At 50.4% G+C, this 23,921-nt stretch carries 21 protein-coding genes; 8 read left to right on the top strand and 13 right to left on the bottom strand.

Annotation, left to right across the window (positions count from 1 at the left end):
• Positions 1–337: 337 nt before the first annotated feature.
• The 5 genes from ACF8PK_RS12945 to ACF8PK_RS12925 form a co-directional block, all read right to left on the bottom strand.
• On the bottom strand, positions 338–553 hold the full coding sequence (locus ACF8PK_RS12945; protein WP_014257562.1) for a hypothetical protein: 216 nt from the start codon (positions 551–553) through the stop codon (positions 338–340).
• Positions 554–843: 290 nt separating this feature from the next.
• Positions 844–1,056, bottom strand: coding sequence for a cold-shock protein (locus tag ACF8PK_RS12940; protein WP_004726999.1), 213 nt, complete (start codon positions 1,054–1,056; stop codon positions 844–846).
• 291 nt (positions 1,057–1,347) lie between these two features.
• Positions 1,348–2,379, bottom strand: coding sequence for an L-threonine 3-dehydrogenase (gene tdh, locus ACF8PK_RS12935; RefSeq protein WP_024374360.1), 1,032 nt, complete (start codon positions 2,377–2,379; stop codon positions 1,348–1,350).
• Positions 2,380–2,458: 79 nt separating this feature from the next.
• The gene (locus ACF8PK_RS12930; protein ID WP_014257563.1) at positions 2,459–3,652 is read right to left on the bottom strand and encodes a glycine C-acetyltransferase; all 1,194 of its coding nucleotides are present in this window, start codon (positions 3,650–3,652) and stop codon (positions 2,459–2,461) included.
• 255 nt (positions 3,653–3,907) lie between these two features.
• Entirely contained in the window at positions 3,908–5,428 is a 1,521-nt protein-coding gene (locus ACF8PK_RS12925) for an aldehyde dehydrogenase family protein (protein WP_392441668.1), read from the bottom strand.
• 295 nt (positions 5,429–5,723) lie between these two features.
• Here ACF8PK_RS12925 and ACF8PK_RS12920 point away from each other — a divergent pair, with 295 nt between their 5' ends.
• The 3 genes from ACF8PK_RS12920 (at position 5,724) to ACF8PK_RS12910 (ending at position 9,223) form a co-directional block, all read left to right on the top strand.
• Positions 5,724–7,472, top strand: a complete 1,749-nt coding sequence (locus ACF8PK_RS12920) for a sigma-54-dependent Fis family transcriptional regulator (protein WP_392441666.1) — start codon at positions 5,724–5,726, stop codon at positions 7,470–7,472.
• Between the two features lie 434 nt (positions 7,473–7,906).
• Positions 7,907–8,836, top strand: coding sequence for a LysR family transcriptional regulator (locus tag ACF8PK_RS12915; protein ID WP_004727005.1), 930 nt, complete (start codon positions 7,907–7,909; stop codon positions 8,834–8,836).
• Positions 8,837–8,839: 3 nt separating this feature from the next.
• Positions 8,840–9,223 carry a VOC family protein gene (locus ACF8PK_RS12910; RefSeq protein ID WP_392441664.1) on the top strand — a complete coding sequence of 128 codons (384 nt, stop codon included), beginning with the start codon at positions 8,840–8,842 and terminating at the stop codon, positions 9,221–9,223.
• Between the two features lie 59 nt (positions 9,224–9,282).
• Here ACF8PK_RS12910 and ACF8PK_RS12905 read toward each other — a convergent pair whose 3' ends face one another.
• The 5 genes from ACF8PK_RS12905 to ACF8PK_RS12885 form a co-directional block, all read right to left on the bottom strand.
• Entirely contained in the window at positions 9,283–10,728 is a 1,446-nt protein-coding gene (locus tag ACF8PK_RS12905; RefSeq protein WP_392441662.1) for a PepSY-associated TM helix domain-containing protein, read from the bottom strand.
• 108 nt (positions 10,729–10,836) lie between these two features.
• Positions 10,837–11,193, bottom strand: a complete 357-nt coding sequence (locus ACF8PK_RS12900; RefSeq protein WP_038151647.1) for a hypothetical protein — start codon at positions 11,191–11,193, stop codon at positions 10,837–10,839.
• 106 nt (positions 11,194–11,299) lie between these two features.
• Positions 11,300–11,686 carry a cytochrome b562 gene (locus ACF8PK_RS12895; RefSeq protein ID WP_014257568.1) on the bottom strand — a complete coding sequence of 129 codons (387 nt, stop codon included), beginning with the start codon at positions 11,684–11,686 and terminating at the stop codon, positions 11,300–11,302.
• A gap of 115 nt (positions 11,687–11,801) precedes the next feature.
• Entirely contained in the window at positions 11,802–12,557 is a 756-nt protein-coding gene (locus tag ACF8PK_RS12890; RefSeq protein ID WP_004727009.1) for a phosphatase, read from the bottom strand.
• A 183-nt stretch (positions 12,558–12,740) separates the two neighbouring features.
• On the bottom strand, positions 12,741–13,190 hold the full coding sequence (locus tag ACF8PK_RS12885; protein ID WP_392441659.1) for an SRPBCC domain-containing protein: 450 nt from the start codon (positions 13,188–13,190) through the stop codon (positions 12,741–12,743).
• 324 nt (positions 13,191–13,514) lie between these two features.
• Here ACF8PK_RS12885 and ACF8PK_RS12880 point away from each other — a divergent pair, with 324 nt between their 5' ends.
• The 5 genes from ACF8PK_RS12880 to ACF8PK_RS12860 all read left to right on the top strand — a co-directional run bounded on the left by ACF8PK_RS12880 (position 13,515) and on the right by ACF8PK_RS12860 (position 20,620).
• On the top strand, positions 13,515–16,391 hold the full coding sequence (locus ACF8PK_RS12880; protein WP_392441657.1) for an HD domain-containing phosphohydrolase: 2,877 nt from the start codon (positions 13,515–13,517) through the stop codon (positions 16,389–16,391).
• A gap of 292 nt (positions 16,392–16,683) precedes the next feature.
• On the top strand, positions 16,684–18,186 hold the full coding sequence (gene zwf, locus ACF8PK_RS12875; protein WP_004727013.1) for a glucose-6-phosphate dehydrogenase: 1,503 nt from the start codon (positions 16,684–16,686) through the stop codon (positions 18,184–18,186).
• Complete coding sequence (gene pgl / locus ACF8PK_RS12870) at positions 18,183–18,899, top strand: 6-phosphogluconolactonase (protein WP_014257571.1); 717 nt, start codon at positions 18,183–18,185, stop codon at positions 18,897–18,899. Before zwf ends, pgl begins: the two co-directional genes overlap by 4 nt.
• Before the next feature lie 14 nt (positions 18,900–18,913).
• Entirely contained in the window at positions 18,914–20,362 is a 1,449-nt protein-coding gene (gene gnd, locus ACF8PK_RS12865) for a decarboxylating NADP(+)-dependent phosphogluconate dehydrogenase (RefSeq protein ID WP_143679949.1), read from the top strand.
• 120 nt (positions 20,363–20,482) lie between these two features.
• A complete protein-coding gene (locus tag ACF8PK_RS12860) occupies positions 20,483–20,620 on the top strand; it encodes a hypothetical protein (protein ID WP_004727016.1) in 138 nt (45 codons plus the stop codon).
• A 92-nt stretch (positions 20,621–20,712) separates the two neighbouring features.
• Here ACF8PK_RS12860 and ACF8PK_RS12855 read toward each other — a convergent pair whose 3' ends face one another.
• From ACF8PK_RS12855 to ACF8PK_RS12845, 3 genes are all read right to left on the bottom strand, one after another.
• The gene (locus ACF8PK_RS12855) at positions 20,713–20,955 is read right to left on the bottom strand and encodes a hypothetical protein (protein ID WP_014257573.1); all 243 of its coding nucleotides are present in this window, start codon (positions 20,953–20,955) and stop codon (positions 20,713–20,715) included.
• Between the two features lie 182 nt (positions 20,956–21,137).
• Positions 21,138–22,877 carry a methyl-accepting chemotaxis protein gene (locus ACF8PK_RS12850; RefSeq protein ID WP_392441654.1) on the bottom strand — a complete coding sequence of 580 codons (1,740 nt, stop codon included), beginning with the start codon at positions 22,875–22,877 and terminating at the stop codon, positions 21,138–21,140.
• 134 nt (positions 22,878–23,011) lie between these two features.
• Positions 23,012–23,914: a LysR family transcriptional regulator gene (locus tag ACF8PK_RS12845; protein ID WP_014257575.1), complete on the bottom strand. Its 903-nt coding sequence runs from the start codon at positions 23,912–23,914 to the stop codon at positions 23,012–23,014.
• Positions 23,915–23,921 lie beyond the last annotated feature (7 nt).

Raw genomic sequence — 23,921 nt, 5'->3', positions numbered from 1 at the left:
ACGCAGCAATGAAAGCACGCGCAAGCCAAAGTGGTAAGCCGTCGTTGACACGATTTGGGTCGACGATTTGGAGTCACTTGAGAGCCAATGGCAGAGAGCATTGAGGTCTCAGAATAAACAGATGACTTCATGATTGGTCATCCGTTTATTCTGAGCGTTAGCGATCACTGGTTCGTGCCACGACGTTCGGTTCTGATTGCGCGTGGATTTTTATATTTTGCATCAGTGTATGGTTCACATCACTGTCGCTGTCAGAAGCGTGGGAACTCAGTCGATCGTAGGGGGAGCGGTTCTAAGCAGGAAAACTTTGAATGCACTTAATGTGGATGAGATAAAATTATTTTGAGTTGTTAATGTAGCGCTCAGCACTCGCAAATAGCTTATTACATAGCTTTTCCTGAGCAACATATTCTGCTGAACCTTTGGTCATCGACTCAAGAACTTCTTTCGCATCTTGGTACTCTTTGACCATGACAGCAAATCGTTCTTCAAAGTTATTTTTCTGCATTTTGCTGCTCGATTTCTTGCTCGATTTTCTTACAGGCTTTCTCATATCGTTTCTTACCTTATCTTAACCAAAATGGTTTCTGCTCGTTCTAATCGATGAGCGTCAGTGCTTTCGTATGTGATGCAGATGAATTAGAACGCTCATTGGCACTTGAATTCATCACCAAGGTGCATGGCCGGTTGGATGCCGAACGATGAAGTGATTGATCATGGCGTCGTTTCCGTTCACGCAGAACAGAACCCCATCGATCATTCGATTGGCGTTTCGAGTATGGGAGTGGTGATGATATAAAGAAAAAAGATCCCTTCTGTTGAAGGGATCTTTTTATAGAATTCTTAGATTACAGTAACGTTGCCAGCTTGTGGGCCTTTGTTACCTTGTTCTACATTAAAAGAAACCTTTTGGCCTTCAGCTAATGTTTTGAAGCCTTCGCTGGCAATTGAACGGAAGTGAACGAACAGGTCAGCGCCGCCGTTGTCAGGAGTGATAAAACCAAAACCTTTAGTTTCGTTGAACCATTTTACTGTGCCAGTTGCTTGATTTGACATATCTATCTCATTGTGTTGATTGAATTAAAAGGTAAGCTACTAAATAAGGAATGAAGAAAAAGTATCGCAGGATAGATTGACCGACTTTCATCGGAAAACCTAAGAAGATCTTGAACTAAACATACTATCTTATAGCCCACCATTAGAGCTGCGAATACTATACACGAACCACACAGAATAGATACGCATTTCTTCATTAATTTTTTCTTACCATCGACCAAGCTGTGTCAGGTCACCATTGAAAGCGAACAAAAAGCGCCCCAATCGGAGCGCTTTTCTTATTTGAATGGGTTATTCCCAATCCAGAATCACTTTACCGGAAGCGCCGCTGCGCATCGCGTCGAAGCCTTTTTGGAAGTCATCTACTTTGAAGTGGTGCGTGATGATTGGCGTTAGATCTAGGCCAGATTGAATCAGGCTTGCCATCTTGTACCAAGTCTCGAACATTTCGCGGCCGTAGATGCCTTTGATCACCAAGCCTTTGAAGATCACTTGGTTCCAGTCGATCGCCATGTCTGATGGTGGAATCCCCAACAGGGCAATGCGGCCACCGTGGTTCATGGTTTTTAGCATGGAGCTGAATGCGCTTGGTACGCCAGACATTTCTAGACCAACGTCGAAACCTTCGGTCATGCCCAGTTCAGCCATCACGTCTTCCAGCTTTTGCTCAGCTACGTTCACTGCGCGGGTGACGCCCATTTTACGCGCCAGATCCAAACGGTATTCGTTCACATCGGTGATCACCACATGACGTGCGCCCACGTGTTTTGCAACCGCTGCCGCCATAATGCCGATTGGGCCTGCGCCAGTGATCAGCACGTCTTCACCCACCAGGTCAAACGACAGTGCCGTGTGCACTGCGTTACCGAACGGGTCAAAGATGGATGCGAGATCGTCTGAGATACCTTCTGGAATCTTGAATGCGTTGAATGCTGGAATCACCAAGTATTCTGCAAATGCGCCAGTGCGGTTTACGCCGACACCGATAGTATTGCGGCACAGGTGAGTACGACCGCCACGACAGTTACGGCAGTGACCACACGTGATGTGGCCTTCGCCAGAAACGCGGTCGCCGATGTTAAAACCGCGAACTTCCTGACCAATCGCAACCACTTCACCCACATATTCGTGGCCGACAACCATAGGCACTGGAATGGTTTTTTGTGACCAGTCGTCCCAGTTGTAGATGTGCACGTCAGTGCCGCAGATCGCGGTTTTCTTAATCTTGATCAGCAGATCGTTGTGGCCCATTTCTGGTTTATCCACTTCGGTCATCCAGATGCCTTGTTCAGGCTTTAGCTTCGAGAGCGCTTTGATTTTCATACTATTCACCCAATATTGCCCCGCTCAGTGCGAGGCAAAAAATTCCCTATTCTTCGTTATCACTAATGGCCGTGAAAACTTAGATGATGCCCATGTCTTGACCGACTTCGATAAAGGCATCAATCGCTTTATCCAGTTGCTCGCGCGAGTGCGCTGCAGACATCTGAGTACGGATACGAGCCTGACCTTTTGGTACCACTGGGAACGAGAAGCCAATCACGTAGATGCCTTTCGCCAGTGCGCGCTCAGCAAATTCCGCAGCGACTTTCGCATCACCCAGCATGATTGGGATGATGGCGTGGTCAGCACCCGCCATGGTAAAGCCCGCATTCGTCATGCGCGCGCGGAAGTGCGCCGCGTTATCCCACAAGTGCTTACGCAGATCGCCGCTTTCTTGCAGCAGATCCAGCACGCGAATCGATGCAGACACAATCGCCGGCGCCACAGAGTTCGAGAACAGGTATGGACGAGAACGCTGACGCAGCCAATCGATCACTTCTTTCTTACCTGAGGTGTAACCGCCTGAAGCGCCGCCCATGGCTTTGCCCAGCGTCCCGGTAATGATGTCGATGCGGTCAATCACGTTGTGGTATTCGTGCGTACCACGACCGTTTTCGCCCATAAAGCCAACCGCGTGAGAATCATCAACCATTACCAGCGCGTTGTATTTGTCTGCCAGGTCACAGATAGCCGGTAGGTTTGCGACCACGCCATCCATTGAGAATACGCCGTCAGTCACGATCAACTTGTGACGAGCGCCTGCGGCATCAGCGGCAATCAGCTGCTCTTCCAGCTCTTGCATGTTGTTGTTGCTGTAACGAAAACGCATCGCTTTACACAGGCGAACACCGTCGATGATCGACGCATGGTTCAACGCGTCAGAAATGATAGCGTCTTCCTTGTCCAACAGTGTTTCGAACAGGCCAGCATTGGCATCGAAACAGGAGGTGTAAAGAATGGTGTCTTCTTTGCCCAAGAATTCAGACAGCTTCTGCTCTAGGGTTTTGTGCGTGTCTTGTGTGCCACAAATGAAACGCACGGACGCCATACCAAAACCGTGAGAGTCCATACCCGCTTTCGCCGCTTCAATCAGCGATGGGTGGTTTGCTAGGCCCAGGTAGTTGTTGGCACAGAAGTTCAGGACTTCTTCGCCAGACGCGATGTGCACCGCAGCTTGCTGCTGAGAGGTGATCACTCGTTCGGCTTTGTAAAGACCCTCAGCTTTCACTTCCTCAAGCTGATCTCGAATCTGTTGGTAAAAAGCAGAAGACATTGCATTTTCCTTCTTGTTTTTTCTTTGCCTTGCGGCACGTAGGGTCAGTGAACGGATCCTTTAGGTCGATCCATTTACACTGTAAAAAATCAATTCTTCTAAGTGTAATCCAAGCACCGAAAAGGGATTATCCTGCTTTGCGGAAAAGCATTGGTGATTTGAAATCACAAATAAATTCTATTATTCCTCTATCGCCGAAAAAAGAGACAAAAAAAGCGCCTTATCAAAGGCGCTTGGGTTTGATTTTTAAGCGATTTAGAAGAAACCGAGTGGACTCACATCGTAGCTCACCAACAGGTTTTTGGTGTTCTGGTAGTGATCCAGCATCATTTTATGGGTTTCACGACCGATACCAGATTTCTTATAGCCGCCGAACGCCGCATGCGCCGGATAGGCGTGGTAACAGTTGATCCACACGCGGCCCGCTTCGATGTTGCGTCCCATGCGATACGCGAGGTTGGTATCGCGTGTCCACACCCCTGCGCCCAAGCCATATTCCGTGTCGTTGGCAATCGCCAGCGCTTCCGCTTCATCTTTAAAGGTGGTGATCGCAATCACCGGGCCAAAGATCTCTTCCTGGAACACGCGCATTTTGTTGTGACCGGCCAGCATAGTTGGCTGAATGTAGTACCCCTGGCTGATGTCGCCTTGTTGCTGCGCAACTTCACCGCCACACAAGACTTGCGCCCCTTCCTGACGGCCAATTTCAAGGTAGCTCAGGATCTTATCAAACTGCTCTTGCGATGCCTGCGCGCCCACTTGAGTATCGCTGTCTAACGGGTTTCCTTGTTTGATGGTTTTCGCGCGCTCCACCAGCTTGGCGATGAACTTGTCGTAAATCGATTCGTGGATTAACACACGCGACGGACAAGTACACACTTCGCCCTGATTGAAGAAGGCCAGTAACGTCCCTTCCAGACATTTTTCCAGATACGCATCTTCGTGATCGAATACATCGGCGAAGTAGATATTCGGTGATTTACCGCCCAGCTCCACCGTCGATGGAATCAAGCTCTCGGCGGCGCATTTCAGAATGTGGTGTCCGACATCGGTTGAACCGGTAAACGCCAGTTTGGCGATGCGATTACTGGTCGCCAGCGCCTGCCCCGCTTCTGCGCCATAACCGTTGACCACGTTCACCACGCCCGGGGGCAGCAGGTCACCAATGGTTTCCATCAGCACCAGAATCGACGTCGGCGTTTGTTCTGCTGGTTTGAGCACCACACAACACCCGGCGGCAATCGCCGGTGCGAGTTTCCACGCCGCCATCAGCATCGGGAAGTTCCATGGAATGATCTGCCCGACCACACCAATCGGCTCTGGGAAGTGATACGCAGCGGTGTTGGCATCAATTTCTGCCGCACTGCCTTCTTGAGCGCGAATACAGCCGGCAAAATAACGGAAATGATCGACCACCAAAGGCAAGTCTGCGGCGAGCGTCTCACGAATCGGTTTGCCGTTTTCCCACGTTTCAACAAAAGCCAGTGTCTCGAGATTCGCTTCCACGCGATCGGCGATTTTGAGCAGAATATTGGCGCGCTCAGCCACGCTGGTTTTGCCCCACTGCGCGCGCACTTCGTGCGCTGCATCAAGCGCTAAGTTAATGTCTTCGACACTGGAGCGCGCCACTTGGCAGTAGGCCTGCCCGTTCACCGGTGACACGTTATCAAAGTACTCACCATTGACCGGTTTCACCCATTGGCCACCAATGTAGTTATCGTAATGGCTCTTGAAGTTGAAAATCGCATTGCTGGTTCCTGGTTGCGCATAAATCATCGTTCGATCCTTCTCACTTTCTCATTCACGTTAGGTTGTTGTTCGGGTGTCGCGTTTTCCTTTTCATTCCGTCCCTTAGGGGAGTGTTTAAAACAGACAAGCGGCGCACCTTCTGAAGTACGTAACGCAAATCACACGCCAAGATGCGAATTCTTGTTGTTAATAAAATGTAAAACTATGATTAACAAAATGATTAAAAGATCAGTGCTGAAATGGAATTACAGTTCGGGAGCTGCCACCCGATGTTCCAGTGTCCCAAAATGACACACAGCCACTGTGACAACATGGAACAGTTATGCAAATTCAAACCGTTACCCAAGATTGGCTCACCACATCTTGGCATCGCAGCCACGAAGCAGGGCTGACACAGCGAACTCGGCCGGAGCATATTCGCCTGCCGAACGATGAGCTGAAAGAACGTCAATGGCGCGCCACATCGCTGCTGTCTGCCGTCGAGCAATACGCCCTGCCGCTGTTCAACCAAATGTGTGCGCGCAGTGACAGCCGATTAATTCTGACCGATGGCGAAGGGGTGATTCTGGCCACTTGGGGCCAGCAACGTTTCCATGAAAAGCTCACTGAAATCTCACTCGAGTCCGGCGCGTGTTGGCAGGAGAACATCAAAGGCACGAATGCGATTGGCACCGCAATTGTCGAAGCGCGCCCCGTGACCATCATCGGCAACCAGCACTACATTCGTCAGCACCATTTCATCAGTTGTTCGGCGTGTCCGCTGTTCAATCATCACGGTGAATTGCTCGGTATTCTCGATATCACCAGCGAGCAACAGCAGCACGATCTCTCCACGCAAGTTCTGGTACAGAATATGGTTCAGTTAGTGGAGAACCATCTATTGTGTGACATTCCGCAAAGCGCAACGCGCATTGATCTTGCCTACGACCGTTCTCTGCTTAATAGCGGCTGGCAAGGCATCGTCATTGCCGATGAAAGCGGAAAAGTGCTGGCCCATAACCACATCGCCGCGCAACTATTAGCGAAAAACTCGGTGGTGGGACATACCATTGAAACGCTGTTTGATACCCAGCACAGCAAGTTTGTGTTTGAAAAGCATGCACTCAACACCAAACCGCGTCGCACTCAGGCCTATTCTGCCGCCTGCGATCTGCATTTTGGTGACAGCAACGTCGAACAAGCGTGGCAACAAGCCAATAAACTGATCGATAAAGACATTCCATTGCTGATCCTCGGTGAAACTGGGGTCGGCAAAGGCGAGTTTGTGAAAGCATTGCACAAACGCAGTTCGCGCCACAGCAAACATCTAGTCAGCGTCAATTGCGGCGCACTGCCCAAAGATTTGATCGAATCGGAACTGTTTGGCTATGTCGCGGGCGCCTTTACCGGCGCCAACAGCAAAGGCTATCAGGGGAAAATTCGCCAAGCCGATCAGGGCATTCTGTTTTTAGATGAAATCGCCGACCTGCCGTTGGAAGCGCAGTCGCGTCTGTTGCATGTACTGCAAGATAAGGTCGTGGTGCCTGTGGGATCGAATCACAGCTACCCAGTGGACATTCAAATCATCGCTGCAACCCACAAAGATCTAGAGCAAGCGATGACCGAAGGTCGTTTTCGTCAGGATTTGTATTACCGCCTCAACGGGTTGATTCTGCAACTGCCGCCCCTGCGTGAGCGACAAGACAAAGCCGCACTGATTGAGCAGATACACCACAAATATCGCATTGGCGCGCAAGCACTCTGCCCTCACCTGATGACGCTGCTGTGCAGCTACCCTTGGCCGGGAAACATTCGTGAACTGGATAATGTGATGAAAGTGTCGTCGCTGCTCGCTTGCGATGAACCCCAATTACGCCTTGAACATGTGCCCGGTCATATGACGAAATCACTCACGTTGAGTAGCCCCAAGGGTGACACGCCGAGGGTGAACGATCTAAAATCAACCGTCGACGACACATTATTGCAGGCCTATCAAGCCAACCAAGGCAACATCAGTCGAACATCAAAAATGTTGGGTATCAGCCGAAACACGCTGTATCGAAAACTCAAATCGCTGGGCATTTTGACCTGATCTACCCCGAGCGTGAAATTGCTGTTTTTACCCGTCAGGCTCACTTTTCAGCGCGAGCCTATGGGTTTGTACAAAGTTGACATTTTCGCGCAAATTCGCGCTTTTTAATGGTGATATTTATGACTTCAATTCACCAATCGAGCATAATAAATTTTATCCTTATCAATTAGATAGCCCTCAACGGTCGTTCTATCGGCTCGATGAATACAATTCTTTGGCACAGCGCACAGATTGAGATATTAAAAACGATACTCGGACACGCATTGGTCATAAATCTGCCAAAATAATGCACTTTTGTCACACTAACCGCACGATTACCGATAAACTCGTCGGCTAGCTGTTTGCCACTCTGTCCCGTTGCACAAGGAAACTGTGGCAGCAATAGAGAGCATTTGAACCATGAATTTTTTGGCAATTGAAGAAGTAGAAAGACCATGCTAAATACCAAACTCATTGGCCTACTTCCTGACTTAGCGACATTTATTTTGGTGGTAAACGAGGGCAGTTTTACCGCGGCTGCCAACAAGCTTGGGGTGACCCCTTCCGCACTGAGTAAATTGATCACTCGTCTGGAACTGGCACTGTCCGTCAAGCTGTTTGAACGCACCACCCGCAAACTGATCATCACGCAGGCCGGGCAAAAAGTGTACGACCAGTGTTTGGTGATGGTGAACGCCGCCCAGCAGGCTGTGGAGCTGTCTAGTTCGGACCACACCGAACCCTCAGGCGCACTGACCGTCGCGGCGCCAGAAGCATTTCTTAACTCGGTACTGCAACCGTTTGTGGTGCCATTTTTGAAAAAATACCCGCAGATCCAGCTGAAACTACGCGCCGCCGATGGCGAAATTGATCTATTCAAACACAACATTGATGTGGCGTTTAAACTGACTGATAAACCAGACGAAAATCTGGTCTTGCGCGAGCTGTGCAAAACCAACTTGGTTTTGTGTGCCAGCCCAGATTATCTGGCCGAACGAGGCACGCCTAAGCACCCCACCCAACTCACTGAGCACGATTGCTTGTATTTGGCCGAAACCGACAAAGATCACCTGTGGGATTTTCTCAAAGACGATGAGTTTCACACCGTCCCAGTGAGCGGGCGTTATGCCGTCAACCATTCACAAATGCGTTTGAATGGGGTGAAAAATGGCTTGGGCATCGGCATCTTTCATGACTTCGTGGTACAAGATGCGTTGGCAGAAGGCAAAGTGGTGCAACTGCTCAAAGATTGGACCATCAAAAGCAACTATCATGGCGCGATTGCCATGCAGTACGCACAAACCAAATACATGCCAGCTCGCCTGCGTGTGTTCATCGATTATGTGATGAAGCACCTCAGTCCGAAGCTGAACGAAAAAGGATAATCCATGCTGAAACGGATTCACCACGCCGCCATCATTTGCTCCGACTATGCTCGCTCAAAAGCTTTCTATACAGAAGTGCTGAGGCTGGAAATTGTTGCTGAGCACTACCGCGCCGCACGTGAATCCTACAAATTGGATTTAGCCTTGCCCGACGGCTCGCAAATTGAGTTGTTTTCGTTTCCGGATTCACCGCAACGTCCGAGTTACCCAGAAGCACAAGGCCTGCGCCATCTGGCGTTTGCTGTAGACGATGTGATGCAGGCTAAACAGCATCTCGAAGCGCAAGGCATTCATGTCGAACCCGTGCGCATTGATGAGTACACCGCACGCGCATACACCTTTTTTCAAGACCCGGACGGCTTGCCGCTCGAACTGTATCAAGCATAACGACACAAAAAAGCCAGAGGATGAACTCTGGCTTTTTCATTTCATGACAGCATCAAGGCTTATTGCAGGGCATTGCGTAGCTTTTCAACGCGGCTGAAGAGCAGCCAATCACATAGCAATACGGTCACAATCGTTGCGCCCGCCAGCGGAAACGCCACACCAATCACCACCAGTGTCACCAGCCCCACTTTCCAGATGCCCGCTTGCGCAAAACGCGGCGGCACGCCCAGCTTGCCTTTCCCAACCGGGCGACGAATCCACCACATCACGATGCCACTGAGCGCAATCAACGCAAACGCGACACAAAATGCGACGTTCAGGTATTTATTCAATGCACTGAGATCGCCCTGATGAAGTGACACTCCCGCCGCCATCGCTTTGGCAAGCGGCGTGTAATCTTGCCAGGTGACATCCATCAGCAGTTCACCGGAGTATTGATCAAAATGCGACGTGCGATCGTTACGCGGGTCAGTAATATCACCCGCCATGGTGTTCGCCGCCACGGTGTACACGCCGGTTTCATTCTTCGGGAAGTAAACGCGGTAATGCGCAAACCCTAACGTTGTTGCTTTGGTGATGATGGTGTCGATGTTGACCGCATTCGAAGCCATCATGTGCGCCGTCTCCATGCCCATTTTGGAGTGATCATGCGCCGCTTCCGGTTCAGCCGATTGCGGCATCGGCGTGTGTTCCAGGTTCCAAGGCATCTCTTCTTCTGAGCCGTGATTCAAACTGGCATGTGTCACCAGTGTTGAGGTCGGTTTTTGCCCCCAGGTGTAATAGGTTGGAAACGTGTTCCATGCCTGCACCAACGTTTTTCCCCACAAGCCGGTCCACGAAAGCCCCGAAATCAAGAAGAACAACAACACAATCGACAGCACGCCACCCAAATTGGCGTGGAAGTCACGCATCACGATGCGTGTACCACTGCCAAAACGAATTTTCAGAAACCCGGCCTTGCTCGCGTTATCCCGTGGCCACCACAAGTACAAACCGCTTACCAACAGCAAAATGCCCAGGCTGGCTGCGATTTCTAACAAGTAATCGCCGGTATCACCAATCAGCAACGTGGCGTGAATCGAGTTCGCCAGTTGATACCAACTTTCAGAACGATCGATGGTTCCCAGTACATGGCCCGAATATGGATTGACGGTCACAAATCGTTCGACGCCGTCAGCCATTTGCACGGAGAATTTATTGGCGATGTCTGCAGATGTCGACGGCAAGAACTGGGTGACCACCGCATCGGGAAATGCGTTTTGCACCGCCATCAACTGGCGAGACACCGCCACACTGTGATGCTGCGGAATAACGTGCAACAGTTCGCTATAACGCGCTTGTTCGATTTCATCATCAAACAACATCACCAAGCCCGTCAGAGAAAGAATCAACATAAATGGGACGACGAACAGGCCAGCATAAAAGTGCCAGCGCCAAGTGAGAAAATAGAGCGATTTTCCGCGCGACGCAGAATCGGGTTGAGGCTTTGAAGCGTTGCTCAACATGAGTTTTCCTTTTGAATAAACGCAAAAACACCCTCTTCAATACTAGATTGAAAGGGCGCCATACGTGTGACTTTACTGATTTATTTATAAGTATTATGACAATGATTTTTACGAGGCAGCGGACTGGGGCGGGCCGCGAGGCACCTGCCGTTCAAATCGTACACTTAGAGCCAAAAAAGTGTAGCGGTCTGAAATGACAGCGCTCTGTGTGGTGTTGGGTCGTGTTGTTGGAAGCTTGTCAGTATGAAAATTCGAGAAATGGGCAAACGGACATGGTTTACCGTGTTGCGTTTGCGGCTTGCCATCGTCCACCTTCACCAGTTCAAAACCGTTGATGGTACAGAGGGTTGCCCAAACGCCCGCGTGACTGCCGTGCGCATTAATCACAGGCATGAGTGTCACCAATATCCAACTCAGGATACTGGCACGTAACATCATGCGGTGAAATGGCCGGTGGCGGATCATATCGATTCTCAAATCAAATGGTCCGCCACTATATCGGCTCATCAATAAAATAACAGTGCTAATACTCAGAAATTTAACAAAACCTGCGAATTTCTAAGGATATTCATTAACCAAACAGACGTTGCCAGATGCTGGGATTGCGCTTGTCGTGGTACTCTTCGCGCAAACCATCCACCTCTTGCAGGCTGGTTTTCGCGGCGTCAAACTCACCATTATCCAGCTCGTTTTCAATCTTATCTAACGTCACGCTCAGCTTATTGAAACCTTCCAAATACACATCCTGCTTCTCAGGTGGATACTCGCCCTGCTTGGCCTGTGCGACCAATTGCGTCAGCTCTGCGATCGGCGCTTGCATCGCTTCACTGCTTTGCGCTTCAGCGGCATGCTTAAACGCGGTTTTCATCTGTTTCATGATCTGCTTGAGATCCGAATCCGCCGCGAACGCCTGTGTGGCCATGAGCAAGCCAGCCGCCAAAATCATTGCTTTTTTCATTGTTTTTCTCTTCCTTTTTTAGGGTTGGGGACAGTCTACGCCATCCCTCTGGTGATGTTCAGCGCGAAATTGTTTCAAATGCTAAAGCATCGGGTATGAATCACCGGGCTTGCGATTAACGCTGTGCATGCAACGCTTGGAACTCGTCGATCGGTTGACGGCCGCGCGTTTGCAAAAATTGCAGGAACTGACTGGTGGAATGGGTAATCACTTTCTCGGGGGCGATACCAACCTTGTCGAGCAGCTCGCTGGCTAACGTCAGGTTGCCCACATCGTGGCAGAAATGCGCATCGCTGCCGGTGGTGATCCACGCGCCGGCCGCTTTCGCCACTTCAGCGATTTGGTAGCAGCGATCCACGCTGCCCACGCGGCTGTGTCCTTTCAGCGTACTGTTGTTGATTTCAATGGCAACATGGTGCTCTGCCGCGCAGTGAATCACGCTGTCAAAATCAAAGTCGAAATGGGGATTGCCTAAGTGACCCAGCGCATCCACACGGCCACTTTGAATCACGTTCAGCAGCGCTTCGGTATGATCGCGTTTGTCTGATGGGCGAAAAACAGGTTCATGAAAACTGGCGATCACCCAATCGAGGTTTTGATCCACGGAAGGATGGAGATCGACCTCGCCTTTGGTGTTCATGATGTTAGATTCCACACCACGGATGATGGCAACCCCTTCCAGAAAACGAGGCAGAATGCGTTGGTTGGAGAAGAACCAGTAGTGCGGCGCACCGGGCATCGATTCGGCGTGATCGGTGGTGCAGAACATGGCCAATCCGCGTTCCGAAGCGGCTTTGGCATTTTCGATTAACGTGCTGTAAGCATGACCACTGGCATAGGTATGAGTGTGTGTATCGACGGCTAATTTCATTTCGCTATTCCCTGACTCCATAATGAGAGCAGTTTATCAGCCACGTCCGGTGGTTACCAATAAACCAAGGCACACGCGCAGAATTCGAGCGAACGCCTCAATGCCCGCTAGGTAATACATTCATCAAAGGAATAGGATTGAGCGATTCTGCTGGCAAAACCGTCTGTTCGCTCCATCTGTTGTTTATTCCGTCTGTTGTTCACATAGCAGCTTGATCATCGGTAGCGCCTTTTCCCACCCATCATTAAACATGCTGACAAAGTCTGCATGCGTGGTGACCGTGACGCGCAATAGCACGCTACCCGCTTGCGGAATGATGTGATAACACTCCGTCGACCCAATCCATTTGCGCGCCATGTCACTGTCAATGTCTTGAACGTGCTCTGGCGTGAAGATCGCCACATGGTGATACGCCAACGACTGACCCGGTTCAACCGTATCCAGCACCGCACGCGTACCGCCGAGTTGTGGGTCAAAAAATTTCATGTCAGCGCCTTCACGCCATTCACCGCTAAAACGCGATTGCGGCGAAAACGCAGTCGCCCATTGCGTGTAGAGTTCCAGCTCCGTCAACATCTGCCACACTTGGTTTGGGTCGGACTGAATTTCAATCTGGTAGTTCAACGTTAACATGCCGTTTGCCTCACTGATTCCGTGTTTCGATCACCTTGGGTTTCCTGCCCGATTCTTCGCTCTCGTTTCTTCAACATCCCATAGTTTAATGGATTGGTTTAATGGATTGATGTGACGAATGAATGTGATGGATTGAAAAATCGTCGCTTGGGTAAAGTTATAGATGACGCGGACAACAAACCGAGCGGTTTTCATTCGCTGCACCCGATATCTGTGAACCCATATGGGTTTTTCTCAAAATTGAACGCACGCAATATGCTGATATTTTTGCAAGTTACCTAAGTTGAACAATACTTATACCATCGTTTAACTATGGAATGGTTTATGACGAAGCGCCTCTATCCGCTGAGCATTCAAATCAGCAGCTTATTTCTGATATTAGTCACATTGATCGGGGCTGCTCTGATTGCCATCAGCTATCAACATTCACAACAATTATTGACCACCAGTGCGAAAGAAATCAGCCACGAAAATAGTCGAAAACTGGAAGCGGCGTTTCGCCAAAGCGCTTCCCCCATTCTGGCCACATTGGACTTTATGGCGTTCAGCGACTTTATCGACAAAGAGCGTCACGCCAATGACGAAGCGCGCTGGCTCGGCTCGTTAAAACTGGTGTTTGAGCGCAATGAAGACTTGGTTGCACTGTACTTTGGCAACGATGACGGCGATTTCACCATGATTCGTCCACTATTAACGCCTGAAGCGCGCGAACGCTTTGAAGCGCCACCGGAAGCCTCGTTGTTTATCAACCAAACGAAAGTCGATGGCACCAACAACATCTACTTCCTCAATTCAGAATTTGAGCTGATTGACCAACGCCAGATGCGCAACAATGAGTACGACCCGCGCCAGCGGCCTTGGTATCAATCGGCACAAAATGACGGCGCCATTCGCCTCACCGAACCTTACTTCTTCTACTTCCTCAAAACTCATGGGGTGACGCTGTCGCGCCGCTCGGTCGATGGAAAAAAAGTGGTCGCTGCCGATTTCACGCTAGATTCTCTCTCCAACCAAATTGCGCGCATTGGTTACTCGGCCAACACCAAACTGGCGCTGTTTGACCACCAATTCCGCCTGCTTGCGGAACATAACACGGCGATGGCCGTCGCCGACGACGCACCGGACACCAAAACCAAGCTGGCCTCTGGCATCTTTGCCTCAGTCGCCAATCGCATCAGCAGCCAAACCTTGTATGAAACCACTGACTTTGAAGGCGAGGATTGGTCAATTACCCTCACGCCCGTCACGCTCAACAATCACGTGCATCTGCTGTTAGCCGAAGCGACGCCGCAAAACGATCTGCTCGCGTCGTTGCTATCGATGCGCGACAAACAAGTCGCCGTCGCGATTGCGTTGCTGGCCATCTGCTTTGTGTTGGTGTGGTTGGTGGCGACCCGTTTGGCCAGCCCATTGACCAATCTGGTGATTCAGACCGACAACATCGCACGTTTTGACTTTAAAAAGACGCGCTACCCCAAAAGCGTGATCAAAGAGGTTGCCGACTTAACCCAATCCATCGAACTGATGGAACACACGCTGCACGATTTGTTGCGCTTGCTGCGCGATACGGCGTCGAACCAGCAGTTTGATGTGTTGGCCAAAACCATCACGCATCAAAGTTATTTGGTCACGCGTGCAGAAACCATTTTGCTCTACACCTACTCCAACGAGAAACAGCAATTCGCCACCGTGGCCAATCACGCCATCATTCCGTTCAAAATTGATCTCAATGATTTGGTGCAAGACACGCCGTGGCTGCTGGCAGAGCTACGCAAAGGCGAAATTGTTCACCTCACACGCGACGACAACATTCTGCGCAAACATAAAGATCAGCTCTACAACAGCGACATTTACCTATTCCCGCTGCTCAATCGCGCCAAACAGTTGGTCGGGGTGCTCAACCTCGGTTATGAACGCACCACCACCAAAGCCCAACTCGACAAACACGCGTTTTTGCGTGAGGTGCTGAGCTTTGCGGAAATCGCCAAAGACAACATCGACAAGATGCAACAACAAAAAGACATGCTCAATGCCTTTATTGCCCTGATTGCATCGGCCATCGATACCAAGTCGCCATACACAGGCGGCCACTGTCAGCGCGTGCCAGAGCTGACGAAAATGCTCACCGAAGCCGCCGCCAAAGATAACCACTACTTTCCCCATTTCAAGATGAGCAGCGAACAGTGGGAAGAACTGATGTTGGCCGCGTGGATGCACGATTGCGGCAAAGTCACCACACCCGAGTATGTGGTCGACAAGGCCACCAAACTGGAAACCATTTACGACCGCATTCACGAAATTCGCATGCGTTTTGAATTACTCAAATTGCAGGCAGAAAGCGACTACTGGCAAGCGCTCGCGAGCGGCGGCGATGCCAACGCGTTGAAGGCCGAACTGGATGCCACACAAGCCACCTTGGATGAGGAGTTTGCCTTTGTCGCCAACTGCAACATCGGCGGCGAATTCATGAGTGATGAAGACATTGAACGCCTCAGTCAGATTGCCCAGCGTCAATGGAAGCGCACGTTGGATGATCAACTCGGTATTTCTTGGTTGGAAAGCGAGCGCTGCGACGAAAAATCCGAGTTGCCCGTGATGGAACATTTACTCGCCGACAAAGCGGTGCATTGCGTGCCTTGGGAGGCGGGGAAACGCCCGCAAGATGCGTGGCTGGAAGAATTCATTCTCAAACCCGGGGCGCTGCAACACAACCGCGGTGAACTGTACAACCTCAGCATTCGCCGTGGCACCTTGACTGAAGAAGAGCGTTTTATCATCAATGACCACATCGTGCAGACCATCGTGATGCTGCAACGCCTGCCCTATCCAGAGCACCTAAAAAATGTGCCGGATATTGCCGGTGGTCACCATGAACGCATGGATGGCAAAGGCTATCCGCGCGGGCTCCATGAAGATGAGCTGTCGATTCCAGCGCGCGTGATGGCGATTGCTGATGTGTTTGAAGCGCTCACCTCCAATGATCGCCCGTACAAAAAAGCCAAAACCCTGTCGGAATCAATCAATATCATGACCAGCATGGCGACCTCAGGACATATTGATCCCAAACTCTACGTGCTGTTCCTCGAAAAAGGCATTCACCAGGCGTATGCCGAACGTTTTCTTGACGACGAACAGCGCAATGAAGTCGATATCGCCGAACACATCAAGCGCGTCAAAGCCTACATGAAAGCGCAGTTCTGACTAGAGTAATCACTCTATATGCAATCAAAGCGGCCAAATTCGGCCGCTTCCTTTAAAATGAACCACTTACCTAAAAAACGACTCAATATTTAATCGATTGCGTTATCAATAGTTGATGTGTGTCAAATAGTCGTAGACAATAGACACCCGGGCGAGATCGCAAATCTACTTGTATTTGTGATCTCGCTATCGGTTTTGTCTATATGAATGATAGGCACGGCCTTCTTTCTATTTGTGTATTGCGCTGCTAGGGTTGGCGCATGCTAACTACCTCGTTTTTAAGGGAAAGATGATGGTAATACCTGAAAACAGCAGCATCGTGATTTTTGGTGCTTCGGGAGACTTGACGTACCGCAAGTTGATTCCTGCTCTGTATCACTTGTATGCGAGCAAACAACTGCCAGAATCCTTTGCTATTTTGGGCGTAAGCCGAACTGAATACAGCGATGAGTCATACCGCGAGAAGTTAAAGCGCTCACTCAAGGAACTGGAGAAGACAGAACCTGAGATTCTTGAAGCCTTCTGTGAACATCTTCACTATCAAGCAATCAATACATCCGATGTGGATGATTACGCGAAACTCACCACTCGCCTTGATCAACTTGCTGACAAGTACGATCAAACGGAACGCAATACACTTTTCTACCTTGCGACCCCACCAAGCCTTTACGGCGTGATTCCTGGGTGTCTTGCCGCTCACGGATTGAACGAAGAGAAAAACGGCTGGAAACGTCTGATCATCGAAAAACCATTTGGTTACGATCTGAAGTCGGCGCAAGAGCTGGATATCGAAATCCACAACCATTTCAAAGAGCACCAGATCTACCGTATCGACCACTACTTGGGTAAAGAAACGGTCCAAAACCTGCTGGTGTTCCGTTTTGCCAACGGCATGTTTGAACCCCTGTGGAACCGCAACTTCATCGACTACGTTGAAATCACAGGCGCGGAATTCCTTGGTGTGGAAGAGCGTGGCGGTTACTACGATGGATCAGGCGCCGTACGCGACATGTTCCAAAACCACCTGCTGCAAGTCTTGGCCATGGTCGGTATGGAACCCCCAGCGGCGATCAACGCCAACTCGATTCGTAACGAAGTCAACAAAGTGCTGCAAAGCCTACAACCTTTGTCAGACGAGGACCTGCGCAAGAACTTGGTGCTGGGCCAGTACACCGAATCGGAAGTGCGCGGTCAGTTCCTACCGGGTTACCGAAATGAACATGGTGTTGCAGAAGATTCACGTACCGAAACGTATGTGGCGCTGAAAATGTTCATCAACAACTGGCGTTGGAATGGCGTGCCATTCTACGTGCGCTCAGGTAAACGCCTGCCAACACGCGTGACCGAAGTGGTCATTCACTTCAAACGCACGCCACACCCAGTCTTTGGTCAAAACGCACCGGAAAACAAACTGATTATTCGTATTCAGCCGGACGAAGGCATCCTGATGAGCTTTGGTTTGAAAGAGCCAGGCGCAGGCTTCAAGGCGAAAGAAGTGTCGATGAACTTCCACTACACATCGCTTGAAGAGACCACGATGCTGACCGCTTACGAGCGTTTGCTGCTGGACGCGCTGAACGGTGATGCGACTCTGTTTGCCCGTACCGATGCGGTGGAAGCGTGTTGGAAGTTTGTTCAGCCAATTTTGGACTTCAAACAAGACCCGCAATCCCTGTATGGTTATGCGTGTGGTACGTGGGGGCCAAAAGAGTCTGACGAGCTGTTGACCAACGACGGCCGCGACTGGCGTTACCCATGTAAAAACCTGACGAACACGGACTACTGCGAACTATGATCAATCATAAGATCTTTCCAACTGCCGATGCGGTGGTTGAATCCTTAGCGAATGACATGAAAGCGTACAGCGAGCTCGGTCGCCCTGTACACATCTCACTGTCTGGCGGCAGCACACCTAAAATGCTGTTCAAACTGCTGGCTTCTGACGCGTACGCCACTACAATTCAGTGGCACAATCTGCACTTCTGGTGGGGCGATGAACGCTGCGTTGCACCAGACGATGCCGAGAGCAACTACGGTGAAGCCAACGCGCTGCTGTTTAGCCACATCGACATGCCTGCAGCCAACATTCACCGCATTCTGGGTGAAAACGAGCCACAAGCTGAAGCGCAGCGCTTCGCGCAAGAAATGGCCGACATCATTCCATCAGAAAACGGCACACCCGTGTTTGATTGGATTCTGTTGGGTGTTGGCGCCGATGGCCATACCGCTTCGCTATTTCCGGGCAAAACCAACTACGACGATGAACATCTGTCGCTGGTTGCAACGCATCCGGAATCCGGCCAGCTTCGCGTGTCAAAAACGGCGAAAGTGCTGGAAGCAGCAAAACGCATCAGTTATCTCGTTCTTGGCGCTGGTAAAGCCGAGATCGTTTATGAAATTCACACAACTCCAGCCGAAGATCTGCCTTACCCGGCAGCAAAAATCCAGTCCACGACTGGTGAAACGGAGTGGTATTTAGATTTAGACGCAGCAACGAAGATTGCGTGAAGGAGAGAAATAAAATGAAAGGTGATATCGGTGTAATTGGCTTGGCAGTAATGGGCCAAAACCTAATCCTGAACATGAACGACCACGGCTTTAAAGTGGTTGCGCACAACCGTACTGCGGCCAAAGTTGACGAATTCTTGGAAGGCCCTGCCAAAGGCACCAACATCGTTGGCGCTTACACGCTGCAAGAGCTGGTCGACAAACTTGAAACACCACGTAAAGTGATGCTAATGGTGCGTGCTGGTGCCGTGGTTGATGCGTTCATCGATCAACTGGTTCCTCTGCTAGACAAAGGCGACATCATCATCGACGGTGGTAACACCAACTACCCAGATACCAACCGCCGCGTTGCTGCGCTGCGCGAAAAAGGCATTCACTTCATCGGTACTGGCGTATCCGGCGGTGAAGAAGGTGCGCGTTTCGGACCATCGATCATGCCTGGTGGCGCACCAGAAGCATGGCCAGCAGTGAAACCGATTTTCCAAGCAATCTCTGCAAAAACTGACTCAGGCGAGCCATGCTGTGATTGGGTGGGTAACGACGGTGCAGGTCACTTCGTGAAAATGGTTCACAACGGTATCGAATACGGCGACATGCAGCTGATCACTGAAGCGTACCAGTTCATGAAAGATGGCCTAGGAATGACTGCAGAAGAGATGCAAGCCGTATTTGCAGACTGGAACACCACCGAACTGAACAGCTACTTGGTAGAAATCACCGCAGACATCCTTGGCTACAAAGATGAAGACGGTGAAGCGCTGGTTGAGAAAATTCTCGACACGGCAGGCCAAAAAGGTACCGGTAAATGGACAGGTATCAACGCACTGGATCTGGGTATTCCACTCACGCTGATCTCTGAATCTGTATTTGCGCGCTGCTTGTCTGCACTGAAAGACCAACGTGTTGAAGCCGAAAAACTGTTTGGCAAAACCATCACACCAGTTGAAGGTGACAAACAAGTGTGGGTTGATGCACTGCGTCAAGCGCTGCTGGCTTCAAAAATCATCTCTTACGCACAAGGCTTTATGCTGATGCGTGAAGCGTCAAACGAAAACGGCTGGGATCTGAACTACGGTAACGTTGCGCTGATGTGGCGCGGTGGTTGTATCATCCGTTCTGCATTCCTGGGCAACATCCGTGATGCATACGAAGCAAACCCAGACCTAGCATTCCTAGGCTCTGATGATTACTTCAAAGGCATCCTGACAGGTAGCCTAGCCGCATGGCGTAAAGTGGCAGCGAAATCGCTAGAAGCGGGTATTCCAATGCCATGTACCACATCTGCACTGACCTTCCTAGATGGTTACACCACAGCTCGTCTGCCAGCGAACCTGCTGCAGGCGCAACGTGACTACTTCGGCGCGCACACCTATGAGCGTACTGACCGTGCACGTGGTGAGTTCTTCCACACCAACTGGACCGGTACAGGCGGTGACACTGCGTCGACAACTTACGACGTATAAGACGTAACTTGGGGCCATATCACCCCCAAGCCTACGCCTGACAATAGAGCATCAAGGAGGATGTTAACATCGTTAACATCCTTTATTTTTTGCTCAGATTTCCTACTTAGAGAACTAACAATGACCTCAAATATTGACTATGTTTTCGTTCCAAAGGGTTTGGAACAAGAAGCGGGTAAGGAAAAAAAACCACTGTCTGAGCAAGAAGCGAAGCGTCTTGCCATGGTGCAAAAAGCACAACAACAAGGCGGTTTATAAGTAAACCCACACATGAAAAAAGCACCCTTAGGGTGCTTTTTTATTTAGTGCAGTGCGTCGCGATGAACTCTGAGCGGCCATCCGCCGCGCTTTCATCCTTTGTGCTTTGGCTTGTGTCCTTTGCCCGGATTGTTTTTGCCTTTGAAACTACGATGCTCTGGTGGCTCAGCCTTGGGCTTTTTGCCGTCACACTCACCCGCCCCAATCGTGATACCCTGGGTCGACACTTCCAAGCAATCCGCCGAGAGCGTCACCGGCTCATTGATGAGTTCGACCTTTGCTTGCGCAGCGCCACACAGCGTCGTGAGCACCATAACCATGCCAATACGTTTCATTTCTCTTCCTTATCAAACAGACTCGCACGCATTGAACCCGACTCTCATTTTCGGCTCAATATGCCGCTCGAACCCTGACAAGAAAATCACGTGCTACACACCGTTCGCTAAAAACCGTGGATAAAAAACGAGCGCCATGGGCGCTCGTTGTCATTGAGGATGATGAAAAATGCTCAGCACATTTAATGTACTTTAAACTGCCCGACAACGTGTGATAGGCCGTTCGACGTGTCTCCCAATTCACGGCTGATCACATCGGTATCCGACGCATTGTGATTGAGTTGACCAATCAGGTTTTGAATCGCCGCCATATTGCGGCTGATTTCCCCGGTCACTTGGCTTTGCTGCTCCGCAGACGTTGCCATCAGCGTGTTGAGGTCGTTGATTTCCACCACCGACGTGGTCACCGTGTTGAGTGACGTCATCACCTTGTGCGTGCTATTCGATGTGGCTTCACAGCTGCGACGCGTCGATTCCATCTTGGTCACCACGTTGTCGCTGGTTTGACGCAGTTTCGACAGCATGTCGTTGATCTGCGCTGTGCTTTGCTGCGTACGCGCAGCCAAGGCGCGAACTTCATCAGCCACCACCGCAAAGCCACGGCCCTGTTCACCCGCACGCGCCGCTTCAATGGCTGCGTTGAGTGCCAGCAAGTTCGTTTGCTCTGCAATGTCGCCAATCACTTGCAACACGGTGCTGATCTGTTTGGTGTCTTCGCTCATCGCACCAATGGTGTGCGACATTTCTGCCACATCCGATTCCAACTCACTGACACTGCTCACGGCATCATTGACGGTGTGTTTCGATTCATCAGCGTACGTATTGGTACGTTCGGTGAGTTTGGCCGCATCGGAGGCACTTTGCGCAATCGATGCCGCGGTGGCGCTCATCTCTTCAATCGCAGCAATCACTTGCTCGGTTTCCACCGTGTGCGATTGCAACATCTGAACGTTAGACGCCGATTGGCTGCTGAGCTGGTTCACCGCACCATCAATTTGCGACGAGGAACTGGAGACCTGAATGAACATGCCTTGCAGCTGTTCAATAAAGCGGTTGATGGAGGCGGAGATCTGGCCAATTTCGTCTTTCGACGTGGCCTCCAAGCGCTGCGTCAAATCACCGTTGCCTTGTGACAAACCGGCCACCAAATCTTTCAGACGCAACAGAGGTTTAAATGCAAAATGCAGCATCAGCACACTGAGCGGAATGATGATCGCAGCGCTCGCCAACAATGCCAAGGTGATCATCCAGTTCAAACGGTTGGTGTTGCTTTGAATCTTATCCAAATCGATATACCCGGTCAGCGTCCAGTTTTGGTCGCCCACTTTCACTTCGCGAGAAATCGGGATCAAGTTCGTGCCGCTTTTATTGGAAAAGATCGTGACGTTGTTGCTAGAGGTCAATTCAAGGTAGCTGCCTTCCAGCGAATAGTTCTTCAGCACACTTGTCAGCTCATTCAAATCGAGCACAAAAAAGTTAACCGAATCATCCACGCGTTTGACCGAAATCGTCAGCATCGGATGCCCGTCTTCGATTTCAACCGGGCTGATGGTCGGTTCCATGCCTTGTGTTTCGGCCAGCCCAATATATTTCTGCGCTTTGGCATCATCCATTGAGCCGGTGTCATCAAAAGCATATCCGCTCACAATCTTAATGATGCGGAAAAAGCCGGAATTCTCTTTGGTATCGACGATGTCCATCATGCTGAAGTTCAAGCTGCTCGCGAGGGCAATTTTTGCGCCCAGTTCGCTATTGAGCTTGTGATCAACCAAGTCGATGTTGTGGGTAATGTTTTTGGTGTCTGACTGATAAATGTAACCACTGATAAAGTGGTTCACGCTCAGGTATGAGACAAGGATGGTGACGGTAATGATCGAGACTATTAAAAGTATTAATTTATTTTTAAACGAAAAGTTTTGCATGACACTTTACATCCATCAAAGTGATCTTAGTCCATGGGTATCCTACACATTGCAGTGCATCTGAAATGTAATGAAAATGTTTCTTATATTCATCTAAACAACATGCTATGCGAGCTTTGTTTTTCATGCAAATACTAAAGTTTAATATTCTGCCACTGATTGTATTTAAAATAGTCAACAAGGTGATCAATTAAGCTGCGCACGGCCGGAGCCAAATGTTTGCGCGATGGGTAGAGTGCATAAATATCCATCACATTCGGTTGCCATTGCGCTAACACCGGCACCAACTCGCCGCGCGCCAACGCGCTCTGCACCAAATAGGTCGGTTGCATGCTCACCCCCATACCCAACACGGCGGCACTGAGCAACGTGGTGGCTTCATTGGCGGTCAGTGCACAGTGCACTTCCACCGCGGCTTGTTCACTTCCGCGGGTCAAATTCCACACATGGCGATCAAAGTTTTTGTACCCCAAGCAACGATGCTGCGCTAAATCGGCAGGCGTGCGAATGTCACTGGCGTTTTCTAGGTAATCAGGCGAAGCCACCAGCACCGAATCACAGCGCCCGATGCGACGACCAATCAACGACGGATCCGGATTGGCTGCGATACGAATTGCCAAATCTATGCGTTCCGTTACCAGATCTGCGGCTCGGTCTTGTACATCAATGTCGATCTCCACCTGCGGGTGCTCAGCCAAAAACGAATTGACCGCAGGGATCAATTGTGAAAAGCCAAACGACATGCTGGTTGCCACCCGAACTTTGCCTCGCAGCTCATCGCGATTGAGCAAACGGTGTTGCAACCCTTCCGCTTGATCCACCCAAAGTGCCACTTCCGCCAAGCACTCTTCACCCGCAGTGGTTAACGACACTTTGCGCGTGGTGCGATTGAGCAATCGTACATTCAGCCAGCTCTCCATCGCATCAATGTAACGCGTCACCATAGGGCGTGACATCTCCAAGCGATCCGCCGTGGCGGTAAAACTGTTGGTTGTCGCCACATCAATAAACACTTTCGCCGCAATCAGTCTGTCCATAATTAGC

This window comes from Vibrio sp. CJQ_6 (assembly GCF_043106745.1).
In the GTDB taxonomy this organism is placed as follows: Bacteria; Pseudomonadota; Gammaproteobacteria; order Enterobacterales; family Vibrionaceae; genus Vibrio; species Vibrio furnissii.
This window is presented reverse-complemented; position numbering and strand designations above follow the sequence as displayed.